This is a genomic window from Bordetella muralis (assembly GCF_965139205.1).
GTDB lineage: Bacteria > Pseudomonadota > Gammaproteobacteria > Burkholderiales > Burkholderiaceae_B > Bordetella_A > Bordetella_A muralis.
Genome location: NZ_CBCSIU010000006.1, coordinates 223,665 through 244,373 on the forward strand (window position 1 = coordinate 223,665; position 20,709 = coordinate 244,373).

The following is a 20,709-nucleotide window of genomic DNA, read 5'->3' on the forward strand; positions in this document are numbered from 1 at the left end:
TACAGTGGGGGATACGACGAGGCCCCTGAATGCCACCCCGGTAACGAGCGACATAAAGGGGCCTCGTGATAAGGCAGGTTTACGGGAAATCAGCCTTGCTGTGCCGTTTCCGCCAGGACGCGTTGGGCTTCTTCGGCGACGCGTTCGGGGGCGGTGCCGCCAATGTGCTTGCGTGCAGCCACCGAGCCTTCCAGGGTCAGCACCTGGTGGACGTCCTCGTCAATGCTGGCGTGGTAGGCCTTCAGGTCGGCGGTGGACAGGTCGGCCAGGTCGCAGCCGCGTTGTTCGCAGTCGCGCACGGCATGGGCTACGACTTCGTGCGCATCGCGGAAAGGCACGCCGCGTTTGACCAGGTAGTCGGCCAGATCGGTCGCCGTGGCAAAACCTTGCAATGCGGCAGCGCGCATGTTGTCCGATTTGACCTTGATGCCGCCAGCCATGTCGGCAAAGATGGTCAGCGTGTCGCGCAGGGTGTCTGCGGTGTCGAACAGGCCTTCTTTGTCTTCCTGGTTGTCTTTGTTGTAGGCCAGGGGCTGGCCTTTCATCAGGGTCAGCAGGGCGACCAGATGGCCGTTGACGCGTCCGGTTTTGCCGCGTGCCAACTCGGGCACATCGGGGTTTTTCTTTTGAGGCATGATCGAGCTGCCGGTGCAGAAACGGTCGGCCAGGTCGATGAAGCCCACGCGCGGGCTCATCCATAGGACCAGTTCCTCGGACAGGCGCGAGACGTGCGTCATGATCAGGGCGCCCGCGGCGCAGAATTCGATGGCAAAGTCGCGGTCGGATACGGCGTCCAGCGAGTTGCGGCAGACGCCGTCAAAGCCGAGCGTCTGGGCCACGCGTTCGCGATCGATCGGGAACGAGGTGCCGGCCAGGGCGGCTGCGCCCAGCGGCAGGCGGTTGACGCGGCGGCGGCAGTCGGCCAGGCGCTCGGCGTCGCGGCCGAACATCTCGGCGTAGGCGAGCAGATGGTGGCCAAACGTGACCGGCTGGGCGACTTGCAGGTGAGTAAAGCCGGGCATGATGGTGCCGGCGTGTTCCAGGGCGACAGTGGCCAGCGCATGGCGCAGTTGGCGCAGCAAGTCGATCAGGTTGTCGATTTCGGCCCGCAACCAGAGGCGGATGTCGGTCGCGACCTGGTCGTTACGTGAGCGGCCAGTGTGCAGGCGTTTGCCGGCATCGCCCACCAACTCGACCAGGCGTTTTTCGATGTTCAGGTGGACGTCTTCGAGGTCGAGCAGCCATTGGAAGCTGCCGGCGTCGATTTCGGACAGGATCTGGGTCATGCCGCGCTGGATGTCGGCCAGGTCCTGGGCGTTGATGATGCCCTGGGCGGCCAGCATGTCGGCGTGCGCCAGCGAACCCTGGATGTCGTAGCGCGCCAGGCGCTTGTCGAAATCCACGGACGCGGTGTAGCGTTTGACGAGATCGGAAACCGGCTCAGAGAACCGGGCGGACCAGGCTTGCGCCTTGTTGGCGAACTGGTTTTGGTCGGAGTTGGGTGTTTTTGCCATGATGGGCAGGATTATAGAGCCAGGGCGGGGACCGCGGATGACGGGATGCCCGGCTGCGGTCCCGCGATCCCGTAGACCCAGGCGAGGACGACTTGTTGGATAATTTCGCCATCCGCAATGACGAGGGAGTCTAGGCTTTGGATTGGGATCGCTTGGTGGTCAGACTGGGAGAGTACGTACCTCACGAGGCGTGGGCACAAACGCTGGTGGGCATCGGCGTATTGGTCGTGACGGCGTTGATCGCGCAGTGGGTGGTAGCGCGGATCGTGCTGTTCTGCGCTCATCGGTTGCTGATTCTGACCGGGCGTGAAAACTGGGACAAGGCGCTGCATCGGCGGCGTGCGTACCACAATGCCTGGTATGCCGTGCCATTTGCGGTGGTGTCCTTGGGCGTAGGCCTCGTGCCGCACATGGAACAGGCCGTCAGTGTGGTCGGCCGGCTGGCGCATGCGGCGGCGTGGATCTGTGTCTTTATGGCCATTGGCGGCGTGCTCAGCGCGTTGCAGGATACCTATTCGGCGACGACGCGGGCGCAAACGCGCTCGATCAAGGGCTATATCCAGATCGGCAAGCTGATGCTGATCGCCATTTGCACCGTGTTGGTGCTGTCGATTGTGCTGGACCGTTCGCCGCTCTGGATGATTTCCGGCCTGGGGGCGCTTTCTGCCGTATTGCTGTTGGTATTCAAGGACACTTTGCTGTCTTTTGTCGCCAGTACCCAGTTGACCTCTAACGATATGCTGCGCATCGGCGATTGGATCGAGATGCCGCAGGCCAATGCCGACGGGTTTGTGCGCGATATCGCTTTGCATACGGTCAAAGTGCAAAACTGGGACAACACCGTGACGACGGTGCCCACCTATAAGTTATTTTCGGAAAGCTATCGCAATTACCGGCAGATGTTCGAGTCGGGCGGGCGGCGGATCAAGCGTACGTTGCGGGTCGATGCGACCTCGGTGCGCTTTCTGACCGATGATGAGGCCCAAGGGCTGATGCGGTTTCGCCTGTTGCGGGATTATTTGACCGCCAAACAAACGGATTTACAGCAGTCCAATAGCCAACTGGGCGGTGAGCTGGCCCTGGTTCCTGCCAATCGCCGCCGGTTGACGAATATCGGCACCTTTCGCGCGTACGCGCTGGCATTCATCAAGCAGCATGCCGAAATCCGCCACGACATGGCCCAGATGGTGCGCATGATGGAGCCCCAGTCAGATGGGATTCCCATCGAGGTGTATTGCTTTTCGGCGCTGACGGCCTGGGTCGAATTTGAGCGGATTCAGGGCGATATTTTTGATCATATGCTGGCAATTCTGCCCGAGCTGGGTCTGCGCCTGTACCAGCAGCCCTCGGGGGCAGATGTCGGTGCCATGGGCGACGGGTTGGGGCGGGCCATCCAGCAGGAATTAATGCGAGAACGCGCCCTGCAGGGGCATCCGGCGTCGGTGGAGGCGGGCTGGGAGCCAGGCGGTGGCGCAGGCATGCGATAATTTTTTCCTTTTGTCTTCAACCGATTGGGAATCCCCATTTTGGAACCGTCGTCAAACCGCGTTGCCCGCGTTGGAATCGCGCAGATCAACGCTTATGTGGGTGATGTTGCCGGTAATGCCGCCCGAGTGCTCAAGGCCGCCCGTTCGGCGCACGAGCAGGGCGCCGATATTCTGGTCACGCCCGAGCTGGTGCTGACGGGCTATCCGCCCGAGGATTTGCTGCTGCGGCCGCATTTTGTTGATAGCCAGGAGGCCGCGCTGGATCAGTTGCGCCGGGATGCGGCTGGCCTGACTGGGCTGCATCTGGTGGTCGGTCATGTGCTGGCTGAGGGTGAAAACCTCTATAACGCGGCCACAGTCCTGTGCGAGGGGCGCGTGGTTGGGGTGTATCGCAAGCGCGAATTGCCGAATTATTCGGTTTTCGACGAGCAACGCTATTTCACCGCTGCGGATGACGCGCTGGTCTTTGAGGTCAAAGGCGTGCGTTTCGGCGTCAATATCTGCGAAGACATCTGGTTCGCAGGGGCTCCCCGGGCGGCGGCACAGGCCGGGGCTCAGGTGCTGCTGGTGCCTAACGCCTCGCCTTACAATACGGGCAAGCAGGACGAGCGTCTGCACGTCGCACGCCGCTGTGTGCAGGACACCGGTTGTGCGGTGATCTACGCAAATATGGTGGGCGGGCAGGATGAGCTGGTGTTCGACGGCGCTTCGTTCGCCCTGGATGCCCAGGGGCAACCGGCCGCGCGCCTGCCGGACTACACCGAGGGCGTCAACGTGGTCGAGGTGGATGCAGGGGGCGCTGTGCGGCCGGTGTCCGCCCATGCTGACGTCAAGCCCTATTGCCTCGAAGAGCAAGTCTGGAATGCGCTGGTGCTGGGCGTGCGGGATTACCTGGGCAAGAACGGCTTTCCGGGCGCCATCATCGGGCTTTCGGGCGGGATCGACTCGGCCGTAGTGCTGGCCGTGGCGGTCGATGCGCTGGGCGCCGAGAACGTGCGTACGGTGATGATGCCGTCGCGCTACACCGCAGATATCTCCCAGACTGACGCGACTGATATGGCGCAGCGGCTGGGCGTGCAACACGACGATATCGCCATTGCCCCGGCCTTTGAGGCCTTCGAGAACATGCTGGCGCCGCAGTTTGCCGGCCTGCCCATCGATGCGACTGAGGAAAACATCCAGGCGCGCGTGCGTGGGACCTTGCTGATGGCGCTGTCGAACAAGACGGGCCGACTGGTGCTGACCACCGGCAACAAATCCGAGCTGACGACGGGCTATTGCACGCTGTATGGCGATATGGCGGGCGGCTTCGCGGTGATCAAAGACGTGCCGAAAACGCTGGTTTATCGACTGGCTGAGTGGCGTAACCGTGAAACGGAGGTCATCCCGCGGCGCATCATCACGCGCCCGCCCTCGGCGGAATTGCGGCCGGATCAGACCGACCAGGACAGTTTGCCGCCGTATGACATTCTGGACGGCATCATGGAGCGCTATATGGAGCGCAATGAGTCGGCGGCCGAGATCGTTGCTGCAGGTTTTCCGCAGCCGGCAGTCGAGCAGATCGTGCGTTTGATTCGCATCAACGAATACAAGCGTCGGCAGGCGCCTCCGGGGCCCCGTATTACGCCGCGGGCGTTTGGCCGGGATTGGCGCTATCCTGTCACCAATGGATTTCGGGAAACCGTTTAAGTTTTTTCTTCAGGATCAGAATAACGTGAAACAAGTCACTGCCATTATCAAGCCATTCAAGCTCGACGAGGTGCGCGAAGCTCTCGCCGAGGTCGGCGTCAGCGGCCTGACGGTTACCGAGGTCAAGGGGTTTGGCCGCCAGAAAGGGCATACCGAGTTGTATCGGGGCGCTGAATATGTGGTCGACTTCCTGCCCAAGATCCGTGTCGAGGTGGTGTTGGGCGACGATATGGTCGATCCCGCGATCGAGGCCATCATCAAGGCCGCCCGTACCGGCAAGATCGGCGACGGCAAGATTTTCGTCTCGCCGGTCGAACAGGCTATTCGTATCCGTACGGGTGAGAACGGTGAACAAGCCCTGTAAGTGACAGGCGCCAGGGCTTGGACGAGCCCGGCGCAATGTCGACGGGAGGGATGCGTTCCCTCCTTTAACGCACGAGCTGATTCATATCCAGGATCGGCATCATCACTGCCAGCACAATCAGCAGCACAAAGCCGCCCATGATCAAGATCAGCATGGGTTCCAACAGGGCGGTCATCGCCATGGCGCGGCGTTCCAGGTCGCGCGACAGGTTCTGCGCACCACGTTCCAGCAGCTCCGGCAGACGGCCGGTTTTTTCGCCGCTGGCAATCAGGTGAATCAACAAAGACGGAAAGACTTTTTGCGCGGCGAGCGCGGCGGCCAGCGGTGCGCCTTCGCGTACGCGCTCTGTGGCTTCGTCGACGGCGTTGCGCAGTCGATCATTGCCCAGCGTACGGCGCGCGGCATTTAGCGCACCCAGCAGGCTGACGCCGCTGCCGCTCAAGATTGCCAGTGTCGAGGCGAAACGGGCGACATCCACGCCCAGCACGAACTTGCCAGCCAACGGCATGCGCAGCAAGCGGGCATGCCACGCTATGCGGCGCGCGGGCGAGCGCAATGTCAGACGCCATAAAGCAAACAGGGCGGCACAGGCGACGCCGGTGATCAAGCCCCAATCACGCACAAAATCACTGAGCGTGAGCATGACCCGTGTCAACAACGGAAGTTGCTGGTGCGCATGATCAAACGCGGTGATCACTTGCGGCACGACATAACCCAATAGGAATGCCACGATCACGACAGATACACAGGCGACGACGACGGGGTAGATGAAAGCCGTCATCACTTTGCTGCGCAGGGCATTGCGTTCTTCGATGTAATCGGCGAGTTTTTCCATGACCTGCGCCAGATCACCGGATTCTTCGCCAGCGGCAACCAGTGCCCGATAAATCTCCGGAAAGTCGCGTGGGCGAGTGGCCAGTGCATCGGCCAAGCGGAATCCCGCGCGAACTTCGTCGCGTACACCCGTCAGCGCGCCAGCGACGTGCCGGCTTTCGGCTTGCTCCAACGTCGCGCTGAGCGCAGCGTCCAGCGGCAGGCGGGCTGCCAGCAGGCTGGACAGCTGTCGAGTCAACCATGCCAGTTCGCCATCGGACAGGCGACGCTGCAGGACGCTGGTGCCCGCAGCATGGCGAGAGGCCGCGAGCGTCGTGGACAGCGGCAACAAACCGCGGGCGCGCAATTGGTTGCGTGCACCGCGTTCGGTTTCAGCATCGAGGGTGCCGTGGACAATCTTTCCCACCAGATCGGTGGCTTCATAGCGAAATGAGGGCATGCAAAAAGAGCCTGGAATTTCTTGAATTTATAGGCCGTCAGATTGACGCTGAATTATGACAATGGTGTTGCAGGGGTACCCCGTATACTCGGCCGCGAAATTCATCGTCTTGAGCCATTTATTTGCTGTCGGCACGCATTGCCCCAATCGGAACAATCACATTCTCTGTCATGAAAATGTCATGTCCAAGGCGCAATGTCGGGCGTTTTGTCTCGCGGTCGGATGGCAGTGAACAGGTGATTCGTTCATTGTTTTCAGGTGGGTTTCACCCGTTGATTTGTTGCATGTTTGTTGCTGCTGATCGTTGTCTTTTTACGTTTTTAGTCACCGAGAGTTCATGCGTCGCGTTCGAAAAACTACTCTGGCCTGTCTGCTTGCCATCGCTCAAGTCGCGATGCCTTTGCCGGTCGTCTACGCTCAGGCGCAGGCCACTAATGACAAGGTGAGTTTGAATTTTGTCGATACGGATATCCCTGCCGTATTGCGTGCCTTGTCGTTGTTCACGCAACGCAATTATCTGGTGGATCCACGCGTCAAGGGTAAGTTGACGCTGGTGTCGGACCGCCCCGTTGATCGCGCGACCGCGCTGAATATGTTGGCGGGTTCCTTGCGCATGCAGGGGTATGCGATTGTGGAGGTCGACGGCGTGACGCGTGTGGTGCCGGAGTCCGATGCCAAACTGCAGGGCAGTCCGGTCGTCACCGATGCGCTGCGCCGCACGGGTGCGCCTGCGCCAGTGTCGGTGGCCGAGTTTGCGCGTGGGGCGCAACGCAGTGAGATCGTGACGCGTGTGTTTTCGTTGAAATACGAGAACGCTGCGAATCTGTTGCCGGTGCTGCGCCCGTTGGTGCCGCCCAACAACCCGATCAATGCTTATCCCGGCAACAATACGCTGGTCGTGACGGATTACGCGGACAATCTGGACCGCATCGCTCAGGTGATCGCGCGTGTGGATGTACCCAGTGCGATCGATACGGATGTCGTGGCCGTGCGATACGGGGTGGCCAGCGATCTGGCGTCGCTGGCGACACAGTTGCTGGATGCGCAGAACAGCGATCAAACGCAGCGTATATCCATGGTGGCGGACCCGCGTACCAATAGCGTATTGATTCGCTCTGGCAGCCCGGCGCGTACTAAATTGGCACGCGATCTGATCAATAAGCTGGATTCGGAGCAATCCCGGCCCGGCAATCTGCACGTGGTGTATCTGCGCAACGCGCAGGCAGCGCGCCTGGCCGAAGTGCTGGGTGGGTTGCTGAACAGTCAGTCTTTGAATGCGGCGAATGCCGCCAATGCGATGGCAGGTCAGACGACGGCGCCGGGCAACAACACCGGCACTAGCAGCAATCGCAATACCTCATCGCGTAATACGTCGTTGAACCGTAGTTCGACCGGTAGCGGCTCCAGCAGTTCGTCTGGCAACTCGCTGAGCATGGAACAGATTGAGCGCGATACGAGCTCATCTCAGGCCGTGTCGTATTCCGGCGGGGGCGCTACGATCCAAGCGGATCCGTCGACCAATACCCTCATCATTTCGGCGCCCGAGCCGCTGTACCGCAGCCTGCGCGAAGTGATCGATCAATTGGATCAGCGTCGCGCGCAGGTGCTGGTGGAAAGCTTGATTGTCGAAGTCAACGACGAGGCGGCGGCAGAGTTCGGTATCCAATGGATGACGGGCAGCGGCAATCTGAACGATGGCAGCGGCTTTGTCGGCGGGACAAACCTCGGCGGCAGCGGTATCGGCACATCGTCTACGGGCGCTACGACGATTGACCAGTTGGCAGGCGGTCTCACGCTGGGGGTGGTCAAGGGCACTGTGGATGTATTGGGCAATGAGATCATCAATCTGGGTGTATTGGCGCGGGCACTGAACGATACAGGCAAAGCCAATATCCTCTCTACGCCGAATCTGCTGACCTTGGACAACGAGTCTGCCAGCATTTTGGTCGGACAGACCGTGCCGTTCGTGACGGGGCAATATGTGACCTCCGGCAGTGACGGCAGCAGCAATCCGTTTCAAACGATCGAACGCGAGGATGTCGGCCTGAAACTGAATATCCGCCCGCAGATTTCCGAAGGTGGCACGGTGAAGCTGGATATTTACCAAGAGGTCAGCAGCATTGACCAGGCGAGCTCCAGCGAGACCACGGGCATCGTCACGAACAAGCGTGCCATCGATACCAGCGTGCTGGTCGATGACGGCCAGATCATAGTGTTGGGAGGCTTGCTGGAGGATAGCGTCACGACGACGACCAGCGCCGTGCCGGGCTTGAGCGAGATTCCCATACTGGGGGCATTGTTCCGCTACGACTCGCGGGCGCGCACCAAAAAGAATCTGATGGTGTTCTTGCGGCCTTATGTGGTGCGTGACAAGCGCGACAGCGCGAATGTGACGGTGAATCGCTATGACTATATGCGCCGTTTGCAGAGCCAGGCGCAACCCGGCAAACATTGGCTCCTGCCTGATATGCAAGCGCCGTTATTGCCGCCGGCGAATGTACCGGCGGTGGGTGGCGCTGATTACGACATGCGCCCGGAAGCGCTGGCCACCACGATGCGCCGTGAGCCGCCGACAACGGTGCAGACGTTTGCCGTGCGTCAGTTTCCGCAGCCATTTGGGGGCTCGGATCCGAGCTTGCCTATTCGGGCGAGCCTGCCCTTGGGCGTCAGTATCGCGACGGATCCTTCGGCACTCTATGCAGAAAAGGAATCGAACACGACGGTTCTGCAATTTGCTTCTGTCCAGGACGAGGCCGAAGCGAAGCGTATTGTGCAGCGTGTGCGCACCAGTGGCCTGAATGCTTATTCCCAGGTAGGGCCCGGCGGGCAGGGATACGTGGTACGTACGGAATTGGCACGCGATGCGACGACGGTCGATACTGCTGTTGCACTGTTGAAGGAACTGGGTTTCCGTCCCGAGCTGGTGACACATCTGTGAACGCCTATCCCTTGCCTTACAGTTGGGCCCGCGCGCAGCGCGCGGTGCTGCTATTGCGGCCAGGAGCGTCGAAACTGACGACGAGTCCGCGTACGCCATCGTGGGCCATACGCGAGATCCTGCGTTGTCACGGTGAAGTGCCGGTGACCGAGGTGTCGGACGATGCCCTGGAGACCTTGTTGAATGCGGCTTACAGCGATACCGCCGATGCGGCCTCGGTGATGGGCGTGGCGGAAAACGAGATCGATCTGGACCGTCTGATGCAGGATATTCCAGAGGTCGCCGATCTGCTGGAAACCCAGGACGATGCGCCCGTCATCCGCATGATCAATGCCTTGTTTGCGCAGGCGGCACGTGACGGTGCGAGCGATATGCACATCGAGCCTTATGAGACGCATTCGGTGGTGCGTTACCGCGTAGATGGTGTTCTGCGCGATGTCGTCAGTCCGCGCAAGGCGCTGCATTCGGCGCTGATCTCGCGTATCAAGATCATGGCGCATCTTGATATCGCGGAAAAGCGTTTGCCGCAGGATGGCCGTATTGCGTTGCGTGTAGGCGGGCGTCCGATTGATGTGCGGGTGTCGACCTTGCCGACCGGGCACGGCGAACGCGCGGTGTTGCGTCTGCTGGATAAAGAGGCCGGCCGTCTGCAGCTGGAAAAGCTGGGGATGAGCCCATCGGTGTTGGCGCAGTTGGATCACCTGATCCGCCAGCCGCACGGTATTGTGTTGGTGACAGGGCCGACGGGTAGCGGTAAAACGACGACCTTGTATGCGGCCCTGGCGCGGCTGGATGCCTCGACGAGCAATATTCTGACTGTGGAGGATCCCATCGAATATGACTTACCCGGCATCAGCCAGACGCCAGTCAACGCCAAGATCGATATGACATTCGCGCTGGCGCTGCGCGCGATTTTGCGCCAGGACCCGGATGTGATCATGATCGGTGAAATCCGGGATCTGGAAACAGCACAGATCGCGGTGCAGGCGTCATTGACCGGGCACTTGGTGCTGGCGACGCTGCATACGAACGACGCGACGTCCGCGGTGACGCGTCTGGTCGATATGGGCGTCGAGCCGTTTTTGCTGGCATCGTCGTTGCTAGGGGTGTTGGCACAGCGTTTGATACGCAAGCTGTGCCCGGAATGTCGCGCTGCCGAGACCCTGCCCGATGGAAAGGTGGTGTATCGGCCGGTTGGTTGCGAGGCATGCAATCACACTGGGTACAGCGGACGGTCCGGGATTCACGAACTGTTCACCGTGGATGAAGACGTACGCCGTTTGATTCACGAAGGGCGTGATGAGCAGGCCATACGCAAGCAGGCCTTATGCAATGGAATGCGGACACTGCGCGACGACGGACAGCGCTGGGTGGATGCGGGAGCCACGTCGCCAGAGGAAATCTTGCGCGTGACCCGAGAGTCATAATCGGCATGGCGCGTGCACGTTGCGAGTGATGCGCCACAACGTGCAGGGCTGGACGGCAGACGGCCGAGGGCGTGAGGGTCAACTCATGCGCGGTTGCAGTTTGGGCGTGTCAGCGACGCGCGCCAAACTCAGATAAACCTGTTCGGTCTGCCGGGAGAAGGCTTCGACGCTGAATTCCTCAACGCTTTTGCGCCGTGCTGCCCGGCCCATGGCTTTCAGGCTGGCAGGGTCTTGCAACACGCCCCGCATCACGTCGGCCACGGCCTGCGGGTCGCGGCGAGGCACAATCCAGCCGTCGTGGCCGGGCGTAATATTTTCCGGCAAACCGGCCTGGTCCGACACGATGACGGGCAAGCCCATGGCCATCATCTCGCGGCAGGCAAATGAAATGGTTTCGACCCGATACGACAGGACAAAGCCTAGGTCCAGTGCCGCCAGGAAAGGCCGTACATCATCCAGCGGTCCAGTAAAAATGACGCGATCCGCCAGCCCTGTTGCCTGTAATGCCTGCATCTGCTCGGCATTCGGATAGGCGCCCGCCAGCGCTACGTATACGCCTCGAGCCTGTTCTCCTAGTGAGGCGAGGCCATTCACCATGTCCATCCAGCCTTTGTAATCATTGGTGCCGGCATTGCTGCCCACCAGCAATCGGCAATCGGCTGCGCGCGAGCCCAGCAGGCCCAGCCGGGCGGCGTGTGTCGCGTCTGTGGACCAGGGTTGAAAGCGTTGTCCACATACGCCATTGGCAATGATGCTGATAGGCAGACGCGCATAAGGTGACTGGCGCAGCATGGGCTCGATATAGCGGCATACGCCGATCACATGGTCAGTGCAGAGGCGGGCACGCCACGCTGCGCCGATGGCCGAAATGGGCAGGTCGTTATGTTTGGTGAAGACGACGCGAGGTCGCTTGTGGCCTAAACCAGCGCAGGCTTGCATCACGGTACGGTGATCGGCCGAACCGTTGACGTGAATAACGTCGATCTGCTGTTCTCGAATAACGCGTCGCAGTTGCCGGGCGGCACGCAGGCGTTTGAAAAAGCGGCTGGGATATTCTTGTGAAATGACTCGCACATTCGCTATATCGCCCGCCATGCGCGCCAGGCCGCAGCCATCAGGGACCGCGACCATGAGATTGTGGTGTGAAGCCAGCGCGCGCAGCAGCGAGAGGATATAGATCGAATGACCACCGATGGTCGCCGCGGCATGGAAATTCGTGTACAGGATATTCATGGGAATTGCCAAAACGCCGCAGGGGGAAACGTATCTTGAAACTGAATCGTAGAGATAATGGTTGCGCCAATAAAGACGTCTATTGGCAAGTTGCTTGCCATTTCGTCACGAATGGATGCCCGTATTCGAGCAATGACTTTTGTGTGGGCAGGGGTGCTATCCTGCCGGCGCAATCGAGCCCGCCTTGAACGTATCTGAAGGACTTCAGGCTAGCATTGTGCGCTGTGGCATATGTGGAGTTTTACAGCTCCTAACACACGTTTTTTTTCGACAGGAAAATGCTTCTCATCGCCGTTGCTGCCGCGCGAATGATTGTTACATGTAAAAGACACGCTCGAGCTATCGACGCTGCTGGCGACTCAACGCGGCGTGCCAAACCGGCTTTGGCCCTTGGTGACGGGGCCCAACGCGCTGAGCAGCCCGGTCAGTGCGGCGCGTTGCGCATCGGTGGCATTGTCGGCGGGCTCTGCCGTGCCTTGCAGGCGGATACGGCCTTTTTGCCATTGACCCTGGCCGTTGATGACGAGAGCCCCGGAATCTGTGCTCAAAGTGAACTGAGCATTGCCGTCTTTGGCGTTGACCTGCAAGCGATAGTCGCCGAGAGGACGTACGTGAGATAGTGCGGACCCGGCTTGTGTCCAGCGACCGGTAGCGAGGTTGCCGCTTTGGGGCAGGTGACCCACGATAAAGCTTTGCCATTCGAGGCTGATCTGGCCTGCGGGGACAATCGTGTTCAGCGGCGCGCCGAACGCGGTCAGGACGCTGGCGGGCGCGCGCAGGTTCTGGGCAGAGACCTTCAGTCCCGACCAGCTGGGCTGGACGCGGACAGGTCCGCGCAGCCACGGATGGGAAATCTCCAGCGCCCCGTTATTCCATTGCCAGTTGACAGGTTGCGGCAGCAGATAGCGTGCGCCATCAGGTCCGAGCGCGATTTGCGCACTGCCACGCCACACGGTGCCGCCGGCGTCAGCAATGGCGGCCATCGCGTTATCAGGCAAAGCCAGCATCAGCCAGCGTGCGGGCAGGACGAATAGCGCAGCGACGATGGCGCTGCAGAGCGCCAGAATGGTCAACGGCACCGAGACGAATGAAGGTAGTGACAGGCGCATCAGGAAAGGTTTGATCGGGGGATGTCCGTGGTACGGGAACGGAAACGGGTTCAAATCACGTGCGCGGTCTGCACACGTCTGTGAGCGTCAACAGTGACGACGTCAAGCATGTGGCACGACGCGTCGGTGTGATGTGATCTGGGCTAGAGGCCTCACGATGGCGAAGCCGGCAGCAATATCAATGTGCCACTCAGGCGGCCTGGCAGGCGGCGGCCTGTGGCGTGCAGGGCACGCGTGAGTTCGGCTTTGACCGCAGACAGGCGCCAATCGCGGGCGGAGGTGTCCAGCCAGCGGAATAGCGCGGATGAGGACGCCTCGTTCAGTGTCAGCGTGATGGCCTGGCGAGTGGCCAGATCCTGGCTGCTGTAGGTTTGCGAGGTTTGGCCATTGCTGGTGCTTAACACCGAGGCGGCTGGCGCCTCGGACAAGGACCAGCTCTCTTCGTTCAACCCTTCGCGTTTGAGGCTGTTGCCGAGCTCCTCAATCGAAGGGGCGCCGTCGCTGGCGCCGTGGCTGCCTTGGCGTCTCAGGGCACGGACCTGCGCCGTCAGGTCGGATACGGCGGCGGCTTGTGTGCGCAGTTCCGGTAGCTGTTGTCGGGCGCGTGTCATGGTCGACCAGGCTGGCTCGATCAGGACCAGAAAAATCAGAGCGATGCCGATCACGCCACCGGCCATTGCCAGCAATTGTTGCTCGCGACGCGGGCGGTGCCGATACCAGGATTCAGCTCTGCCATACCAGGCCGAGCCTCGGCGGACCCAGGGGGCCACGGAGTTACGCAGGGAATCGGAAAAGCTCATGGGTCGGCTCGAGTAATGCGCCAGGCGCCTTTGTCGTCGCGCTCTACGCGCGCGCCCAAGGCAGAGGCGCGTTGCAAAATGGCAGCGGTATCGGCCACGCGGTCCGCCGCAGTGGTCTTTGCGTCGCCGGTCCGGGCGTTTGGGGCTGAGGCCGGACCCGCGGATTCCGGCGAGGCTGCTTTAACGTTGGGTGTCGCAGTCTTGCCCAGTTCGTTCGCGGGCGGCGATCCCGATTCGCTCTGACCGCTGTCTTGCGAGCCGTCGCTCAACCTCAATGTCAGCACGTCATTCTGGTAGACCAGCAGATCTACCGCATCCGCGGCAAACGGCAAGACCTGGGCGGCAACACGGGCCAGCGACAATAGGTCTTTGCCCGAAGTGTCTCCCTGTCCAGTACGCAGGGCGTCGCGGCCTTGTTGTGCTTGGCGCAAGGGGTCCAGCACAACAGGAATGTCAGGGAATGCGTCGCGCACGTCGCGCTCCATGTGTTGCCGTAGTTGTTCTGTCTCGCGCTGGAGTTGAGCGGCATGAATGTTCAGGCCGACAATCCAGATCAGTGCCGCGCCTGCGATCCATGCCGCGGCGCCGCGCCAGCGCGAGGGTTGCCGCGGCGCCAACTGTGGGATGGCCAGAGACCATCCGGGGTTAGACGCTTGCCAACGGGGATCCTCGATGTTGTGCAGAGGCGCCGCCTGATCGATGCACGGTTGGTCTGACCAGATTTGCAAGGGATAAAACGCCTGCACGGACAAGCCGGCAGCGGACAAGCGCTGCCACGCGCTGCGCAGGGCTTCGCGTGGCGTCCAGGCGACGATGGCCGTGCCGTCTTCTGCGCGTTTGCTGTGGCCTATCGCCAATCCATCCATATCCCCCAATACCAGGCCTTCCAGGATGCCCCGCACCGCGGCGGCATAACGATTGGCGGGGACAGCGGGGACGTTGATCATGGCGACGATCACGTCATCCGGATGCAAGACCACCTGGGTACGTGCCTGGGCAAATGCCGCAGCAAGTTCCGTTGCGGGTAAACCGCCGCCACGCGCAACCCGGCCTTGCCGGTCGAGCCAGGCATAAGCCAAAGGCGTACTGTCCGTCCATTCCGCCAAGGGGGGCAGGGCGATACGTAGCGTGTTCTTTACCGGCGGGCGTGACGGCGTGGTTACGGTGTTTCTCTTATCCATACGGTTTTCGGTGTGCTGTCTGCCGACATATTCAACAGCGCCTGCATGCTGACGCGTGAGCGCAGATAGGCCACGGTGCCATTGGCAATGAACCAATTGCTGCCGGTGGTCACGGGAGGAATTTCCACGGCATCGCCATAGCTGCTCAAACGATTAGTGAAGTCTGCGCTGTTGTTGAACCAGGCGCCGCGGTCGCGTTCGCCGGTGATGCTGCGGGCCTGCGCGAGCGTCAAGCCGGTCACGATTGCCGCAATGACCTCGGGCTCGGCAGTGTTGACGTTGACCTCGGTGGCCTCGGGCAATACGGTAAGCGTACGGCGCAGGGTCTGCAGCGCTCTATCGTCGATACGCAATAGCGCGGCCATATCGTCAATGCCGCGTGATTGCGGCGCGCGCGCACCGCTGCTGGTTTCGTCGGCCGGTGCCGGGCCCGCCGCAACTTTTCGGCTTTGCGTCAGCGCAATTTGCGTGGCCATCTGGCGTGCCAGGGTGTTGGGCAGGCCCAGCATGTCGAGCAGTCGCGCCAGGACCTCGATCTGTGTTTCATCCACGATGCCTTGCTTGGCCAGGTTGTACAGGTTGTATTTACCTTGCTCGTCCTGGATGTTGCCGGCAAAGACCGCATCCTCGCCCGTCTGTTCGCCATCGATGCGTGTGTCCTGGACGGGAGTTGCCCATAGCTGGTCCCGCCTGACGGTGGATTCGGCCCGGGCGTTATCGCGTAGGATCAGACGCGACCAATCTATGCCGCCCAATAGCAGCCATCGAGCCTGAATGCGGGCCTGTTCGTTTTCGATCTGGCGTATGGCTGACGTCTGGCGCAGAAACAGGCCGCTGGTCAGCGCAGCCACGATGGCTACGACAATCAGGGCGCTGACGACAGCCATGCCTCGCTGTTCGCGGGGGGGGCGGGATGTTGCCAATACCGCTGGCGCACAGCTTGGGCGGATGCGGGCCGTTCTCATGACAGCACCACAATTCGGGTATAGCGTTCTTTCTGATTGCCGCGTTGACGCTCGATGGCGATTTCCAGGCCTGCGGCACGGGCCGTGGCGGGTTGCAACGGGTTGATCCAGCCTTGTCCGGTCAACCACGCGCGCACATCCAGGCGGCTGACGCCGGGCATGATCAGAACGCCCTGATCGGGTTCTGGCAATGGATAACTCGAGCCGGGCGCGCCGCTATAGCGCCATAAGCCATCGGGCCGCAGGCGCCACATGACGCGTTGCCACAAGCCGTTTTCCGGTGTGGCGCGGATCAGATTCAGCAGCACGGCGCCAGAGGACTGCGTGATATCAATGCCCGGAGGCAGCAGTGTGGTGCTGCTTGGCGTGGCGGTGCCCGTGTCTGTACCGTCGGAACTGCCGGACGTGCTGGATGTCGTGCCCGCAGGTGCGCCCGCATAGGCGCGATTCAAATCGCGTTCGATTTGCCCGAGCGTGCGCAAGACGGTGGCTTGGTCAGCGGATTCTTCGCCCAGCCAATCGCGCGCGTTCGATACTTGTTCCAGGCCTTTCCAGGATAGCAGGCTGACCAGCGCCATCAGGGCGATGGCGATCAGGACTTCGATGAGCGTGAAGCCTTGCTGTGCGGTGCGCGGGAGCACGGGTGTGATGCGACGCGCGCCTGGATGTCTATTCGATCCCGCCGGTCTGCTAGAACAGGTGCACATTATCTAACCTGCGACAAGAGGCCGCTCAACTGCGTCAGTGTCACGCCATCGCGGTCTGCGTCATTCACCCGGACTGTGACTTGGCGGAAATTGCGGTTCATTGAATTGCGGATTTCGATTTCGCAGCGCAATGCGACATTGCCTTGAGGGCAGGGGCGTGTCTGTGTACCGGCGCGCGGGAATGTGCGCTCCAGGCGCAATTGCGCCAGCGTGTTTTCAGCAGCCAGCAGCGCCAGTGTCTTGCCTCGGATAGCGCGGCTGTTATCGAGCATGACCTGCGTGGCCCGCAGCGCGGCACCCATGGCGACGGCGATGATGGCCAACGCCACCAGGACTTCGATCAGCGTGAAACCTTGCTCGGCAGCTCTCGAGGCGCGGGAATGCTGGCCGCCGGATAGCCGGCCGCCGGAACGCCGGCCGCCGCATGCACGCGGCTGCGGTGGCGGTTTCGCGGGATGGCGAACATGGGGCCGAGCAAGGCCATCAGGAAACGGTTTAATTAATGGCATATCCGCCTGCCGCGTCGCGTTCGATACGCACGGTGTCTCCTTTGATGGAGAGCTCCAGTACGATGGGATCGGCAATCCACTCGGTACCGAAAACGACTGGCCGATTGGGTGAAAGCTGTAGGGCCACGGGTGGCGAGCGCCATGTCTGAGGGCGCAGACTCTGATCGTCATCGAAGCGATCGGGCTTGAGGGGGCCATCGTCCTGTGCCGACAGACGTTCTGATCGACCCTGCCGCTCGAACGACCAGCCTTGCTCGTCCGCAGACCAGCGAATCGTGCGGCCATCGCTGCGGGCTTCGCTTTGCGCGACAGAAAAAGCATCGACCAGACGTTCCGCGTCAGCGCGCAGCGTCCGATCTGACGAGGAGGCCACTGACAAGCTGACCATCGAGGCCGCGATGGCGATGATCACCACCACGACCAGCATTTCGATCAGGGTAAAGCCGCCCTCAGAGTTCCCACGAGCCGATGTCCGCATCGTCTTGCTCTCCGCCTGGCTTGTTGTCGGGGCCAAACGAGAACACATCGATTTCGCCTTTAACGCCGGGGTTCAGGTATTGATAGGGATGGCCCCACGGGTCGTTGGGCATGCGGTCCAGATAGGGCCGCCAATTGCGCGCGCCATCCGGGCGTTGCACCAGGGCCTGCAGCCCTTGAGCGGTAGAGGGATAACGGCCGTTGTCCAGGCGGTAGAGTTTCAAGGCCTGCATCAGGCCATTGATGTCTTGTCTGGCCGCGACGCGTCGCGCCTGGTCCGGGCGATCCAGCACGCGGGGGACGACGAGCGCGGCCAGAATGCCCATGATCACCACGACCACCATGATCTCGATCAGGGTGAAACCTTGCTGCCGGGCACGCGGGCGCTGAAACTGAGGCACGAACTATTCTCCGCTCATTCAATGAAAAACCATATGAAGGCGGCAATGATGCGTCAGAAATATGACAGTAATACTTCCAGGGCGAAAACAATGAGCCTGCACCGTGCCGGTCGCCTTGGCGCGCCCAGGGAATGTCGCAAGCGCAGGGCAGATACGTTCCGCAGACGGACGTTGACACAAAGCGTCTGGAGCGCGCTATAGTGCTGCGTAGCTTTTGTTACGTTATGGTATGAGGCAGGACAAAAGTTTACAGCGCTACTTCTCTGGGTCTACTTTCCGCAAAGGAAAAGCAATGAAAATCAATAATCCAGTGCGTGCAATGTGTTTGGGGATATTGGCTGCTTTCTTGGTCTCTGGCTGTGCGACGCGGTCCGCGCCTAAAGAGTCGGGCTTCTTGCCGGATTACAGCCGCCTGCACCAGGAAACCACCCCCGATGGCGGCACCCGGCAGGTCTATGTGAATCCCGCGTTTACCCCGGCACGCTACAAAGCGGTATGGCTTGACACTGTTAAGTATTACCCGGAGCCCAAGGCCACCGAAGATGTGTCGATGGAAACGTTGACCCAGATCCGCAATACGATCGACCAATCGCTGCGCAGCAAGATCGGGCAGCAGGTCCGTCTGGTAGACCGCGCGGGCCCTGGCGTCGCGCACGTGCGTATCGCCATTACCGCGGTCGGGGCAGAACAACAAGCGCTGAAGGCTTACCAATACATTCCGATCGGCCTGGTGTTGACCGGCGCCAAAGCCGCCCTGGATGGTGGACTGCCGCGTGATGCGACGATTGCCATCGAGACGCTCGTGACAGATAGCATGTCAGGCGAAATGTTGTATGCCGCCGTGCGCGGGGGCACAGGCGAACGGATTACGAGCGCCAGCCAGGGCAAGGGCGGGGTTCAGGCGGCCGACTTGCAGCCGCTGATCAATGAATGGGCCACCGGCGCTGCCCGCGAAGTCCGGAAATACGTCAAAGGGAAATAACCTGCAGCGCGCGGCGATCAGGGCTGCAGCAATATCCAGATGCCAGCCGTGCGGGAGAGGTGAGCCGATCTAGGGGACGGCCACAATTCCCGCCGGAACGGCGGATAGCTTGGGCGCCGCGACGCGCAAGCGCGTCCCGTTGCGGTCCAGTTCGACGCCGCTGGTCGAGACTTCGNCCNNCCACAACCCCGGTGCGATCTCGGCACCGATGCGATAGGCCCGGGCCGGCGCGCCATCTACGCTCAATACGGCAGAGCCTTGCGGTCCCGCGGCAATCAGGCCCAATACCGTAATCTGCGTGTCCAGTACGCCATCGGTGCCGAACAGCATCGCCACAGAGCGTGTGTCCGATACCGGGGCGTTGCTGGTGTTGAGGGCGGGGGGCAAATCGGTAGGCGCAGGCGCCAACAATATTGCGCTCCAGAGTCCCACACCCGCCGCGGCGGCGGCAATCGCCAGAACGCGTACGGCGCGTGGGGCAGAGGGCAGCGTAAAGGTCGGGCGCAGGCGCATAAAGCAGATGATATCGCTGGGACGAAAGCGTGGACCCTAACGTAAATTTATGACAGCAGTATGTGTGACGCCGGCAACCAGGATCAACCTGTCTGGGCATGTGCCTTCATCTGGAATATCTCCAGGCTTTGCGTGCAGATTTCGTGGGTGATGTGCTGGCGGACGTGATCGCGGCGTTCCACCATGCCGATGCTGCGGGTAGGGTGTCCCAATTCATCCGGCAGAGACACGATGCGCAGGTCCTGGCTGCTTTGCCAGTTCGATCCGTTCAACAGGGGCAGCAGGGTCACGCCCACCTCTTGGCGCACCAGTTCGACCAGCGTCTCGATCGCGTTCAGCTCCAGAAACTCGTCAGAGGCGACGCCCAGGCGTCGCAACAGGCGGTCAATCTGCCGGCCAGTGCGCTGGGTGCGATCAAAGCGCAGAAAAGGATTGGCCGCCAGCACGGCGTGCGCTGTTTGTTCCTGCACGGACGCAGGTGCCACGATGACCAGCGGCTCTTCGTAAAGCGGAGTCCAGTGCAGGCTGGCGACCTTGCGGTTGCTCTCGACGACAAAGGCCGCATCGAGCTCGCCGGCCTCGACCTTGCTGGCGAGCTCGCTGGCTTTGCCCGATAGTACGCGGACATCCAGCGCGGGGTGCTGGCGTTTGAGCTGAGAGACCACTTTGGACAGTGTCCCCATGCACGACACGATCGCGCCGATGGAGACGGCACCCGCCAGCTTGCCCGGGGCCGAACGAGGCAGCTTCAGGCGATCGTACATGTCGACCAACTGCTTGATATCCGGCAGCAGCTCGCGTCCGGCCGCGTTCAAAATAGCCAGCCGGCCGGTACGGTCGAACAATTCCCGTCCCAGTTCGGCCTCAATGGCGCGCATCTGAAAGCTGATGGCCGCCTGCGTCAGGGCGACCTGCTCGGCAGCCTCGGAAAACGAGCCATGGTGGGCGACAGCCAGGAAGCTGCGCAGGAAGCGAATGCTACTCATAAAAATATTTTTTACGAGAAAATAATTATTCAAATTGATTTAATTAAATCACAAGAGTAACTTCAATTGTTTTGGTTGGCGCGTTGCGCTGGTGCACGTGTCGGCCATGCAGTCCGGTTTGTGTATCTATCTCCCAGGTTTCTTTTTCGAGTCC

At 61.1% G+C, this 20,709-nt stretch carries 18 protein-coding genes; 6 read left to right on the plus strand and 12 right to left on the minus strand.

Features of this window, described 5'->3' with window-relative positions; translation table 11 throughout:
- Window positions 1-89 precede the first annotated feature (89 nt).
- A complete protein-coding gene (argH, locus tag ACNA0I_RS12040; RefSeq protein WP_415806239.1) occupies window positions 90-1,514 on the minus strand; it encodes an argininosuccinate lyase in 1,425 nt (474 codons plus the stop codon).
- A gap of 137 nt (window positions 1,515-1,651) precedes the next feature.
- Between argH and ACNA0I_RS12045 the strand changes: the two genes are divergently transcribed.
- From ACNA0I_RS12045 to ACNA0I_RS12055, 3 genes are read left to right on the plus strand one after another with little or no spacing between them, the layout of a single operon-like run.
- Window positions 1,652-3,001 carry a mechanosensitive ion channel family protein gene (locus ACNA0I_RS12045; RefSeq protein WP_415806240.1) on the plus strand — a complete coding sequence of 450 codons (1,350 nt, stop codon included), beginning with the start codon at window positions 1,652-1,654 and terminating at the stop codon, window positions 2,999-3,001.
- A 39-nt stretch (window positions 3,002-3,040) separates the two neighbouring features.
- Window positions 3,041-4,690: an NAD+ synthase gene (locus ACNA0I_RS12050; protein ID WP_415806241.1), complete on the plus strand. Its 1,650-nt coding sequence runs from the start codon at window positions 3,041-3,043 to the stop codon at window positions 4,688-4,690.
- Window positions 4,691-4,715: 25 nt separating this feature from the next.
- The gene (locus ACNA0I_RS12055; protein ID WP_415806242.1) at window positions 4,716-5,054 is read left to right on the plus strand and encodes a P-II family nitrogen regulator; all 339 of its coding nucleotides are present in this window, start codon (window positions 4,716-4,718) and stop codon (window positions 5,052-5,054) included.
- Window positions 5,055-5,118: 64 nt separating this feature from the next.
- On the opposite strand, the gene gspF is transcribed toward ACNA0I_RS12055, so the two are convergent.
- Window positions 5,119-6,327: a type II secretion system inner membrane protein GspF gene (gspF, locus tag ACNA0I_RS12060; protein ID WP_415806243.1), complete on the minus strand. Its 1,209-nt coding sequence runs from the start codon at window positions 6,325-6,327 to the stop codon at window positions 5,119-5,121.
- Window positions 6,328-6,664: 337 nt separating this feature from the next.
- Between gspF and gspD the strand changes: the two genes are divergently transcribed.
- Both gspD and gspE read left to right on the plus strand, forming a co-directional pair.
- Complete coding sequence (gene gspD, locus ACNA0I_RS12065; RefSeq protein WP_415806244.1) at window positions 6,665-9,265, plus strand: type II secretion system secretin GspD; 2,601 nt, start codon at window positions 6,665-6,667, stop codon at window positions 9,263-9,265.
- Complete coding sequence (gene gspE / locus ACNA0I_RS12070) at window positions 9,262-10,692, plus strand: type II secretion system ATPase GspE (RefSeq protein WP_415806245.1); 1,431 nt, start codon at window positions 9,262-9,264, stop codon at window positions 10,690-10,692. Before gspD ends, gspE begins: the two co-directional genes overlap by 4 nt.
- A 78-nt stretch (window positions 10,693-10,770) precedes the next feature.
- On the opposite strand, the gene ACNA0I_RS12075 is transcribed toward gspE, so the two are convergent.
- The 9 genes from ACNA0I_RS12075 to gspG form a co-directional block, all read right to left on the minus strand.
- Entirely contained in the window at window positions 10,771-11,925 is a 1,155-nt protein-coding gene (locus tag ACNA0I_RS12075) for a glycosyltransferase (RefSeq protein ID WP_415806246.1), read from the minus strand.
- Between the two features lie 359 nt (window positions 11,926-12,284).
- Window positions 12,285-13,034, minus strand: a complete 750-nt coding sequence (gene gspN / locus ACNA0I_RS12080; RefSeq protein WP_415806247.1) for a type II secretion system protein N — start codon at window positions 13,032-13,034, stop codon at window positions 12,285-12,287.
- A gap of 152 nt (window positions 13,035-13,186) precedes the next feature.
- On the minus strand, window positions 13,187-13,834 hold the full coding sequence (gene gspM, locus ACNA0I_RS12085; RefSeq protein ID WP_415806248.1) for a type II secretion system protein GspM: 648 nt from the start codon (window positions 13,832-13,834) through the stop codon (window positions 13,187-13,189).
- Window positions 13,831-15,015, minus strand: coding sequence for a type II secretion system protein GspL (gspL, locus tag ACNA0I_RS12090; RefSeq protein WP_415806249.1), 1,185 nt, complete (start codon window positions 15,013-15,015; stop codon window positions 13,831-13,833). Before gspL ends, gspM begins: the two co-directional genes overlap by 4 nt.
- On the minus strand, window positions 14,994-15,902 hold the full coding sequence (gspK, locus tag ACNA0I_RS12095; protein WP_415806250.1) for a type II secretion system minor pseudopilin GspK: 909 nt from the start codon (window positions 15,900-15,902) through the stop codon (window positions 14,994-14,996). Before gspK ends, gspL begins: the two co-directional genes overlap by 22 nt.
- Before the next feature lie 74 nt (window positions 15,903-15,976).
- The gene (locus ACNA0I_RS12100; protein WP_415806251.1) at window positions 15,977-16,621 is read right to left on the minus strand and encodes a PulJ/GspJ family protein; all 645 of its coding nucleotides are present in this window, start codon (window positions 16,619-16,621) and stop codon (window positions 15,977-15,979) included.
- 65 nt (window positions 16,622-16,686) lie between these two features.
- Window positions 16,687-17,196, minus strand: coding sequence for a type II secretion system minor pseudopilin GspI (gene gspI / locus ACNA0I_RS12105; RefSeq protein WP_415806252.1), 510 nt, complete (start codon window positions 17,194-17,196; stop codon window positions 16,687-16,689).
- Window positions 17,183-17,674, minus strand: a complete 492-nt coding sequence (gene gspH / locus ACNA0I_RS12110) for a type II secretion system minor pseudopilin GspH (RefSeq protein ID WP_415806253.1) — start codon at window positions 17,672-17,674, stop codon at window positions 17,183-17,185. Before gspH ends, gspI begins: the two co-directional genes overlap by 14 nt.
- Window positions 17,646-18,074 carry a type II secretion system major pseudopilin GspG gene (gspG, locus tag ACNA0I_RS12115; protein WP_415806254.1) on the minus strand — a complete coding sequence of 143 codons (429 nt, stop codon included), beginning with the start codon at window positions 18,072-18,074 and terminating at the stop codon, window positions 17,646-17,648. Before gspG ends, gspH begins: the two co-directional genes overlap by 29 nt.
- A gap of 292 nt (window positions 18,075-18,366) precedes the next feature.
- Between gspG and ACNA0I_RS12120 the strand changes: the two genes are divergently transcribed.
- Window positions 18,367-19,056, plus strand: a complete 690-nt coding sequence (locus ACNA0I_RS12120; protein WP_415806255.1) for a DUF3313 domain-containing protein — start codon at window positions 18,367-18,369, stop codon at window positions 19,054-19,056.
- Window positions 19,057-19,652: 596 nt separating this feature from the next.
- Here ACNA0I_RS12120 and ACNA0I_RS12125 read toward each other — a convergent pair.
- Window positions 19,653-20,555 (minus strand): LysR substrate-binding domain-containing protein, encoded by a 903-nt coding sequence (locus ACNA0I_RS12125; RefSeq protein WP_415806256.1) that lies wholly within the window; start codon window positions 20,553-20,555, stop codon window positions 19,653-19,655.
- Between the last annotated feature and the right edge of the window lie 154 nt (window positions 20,556-20,709).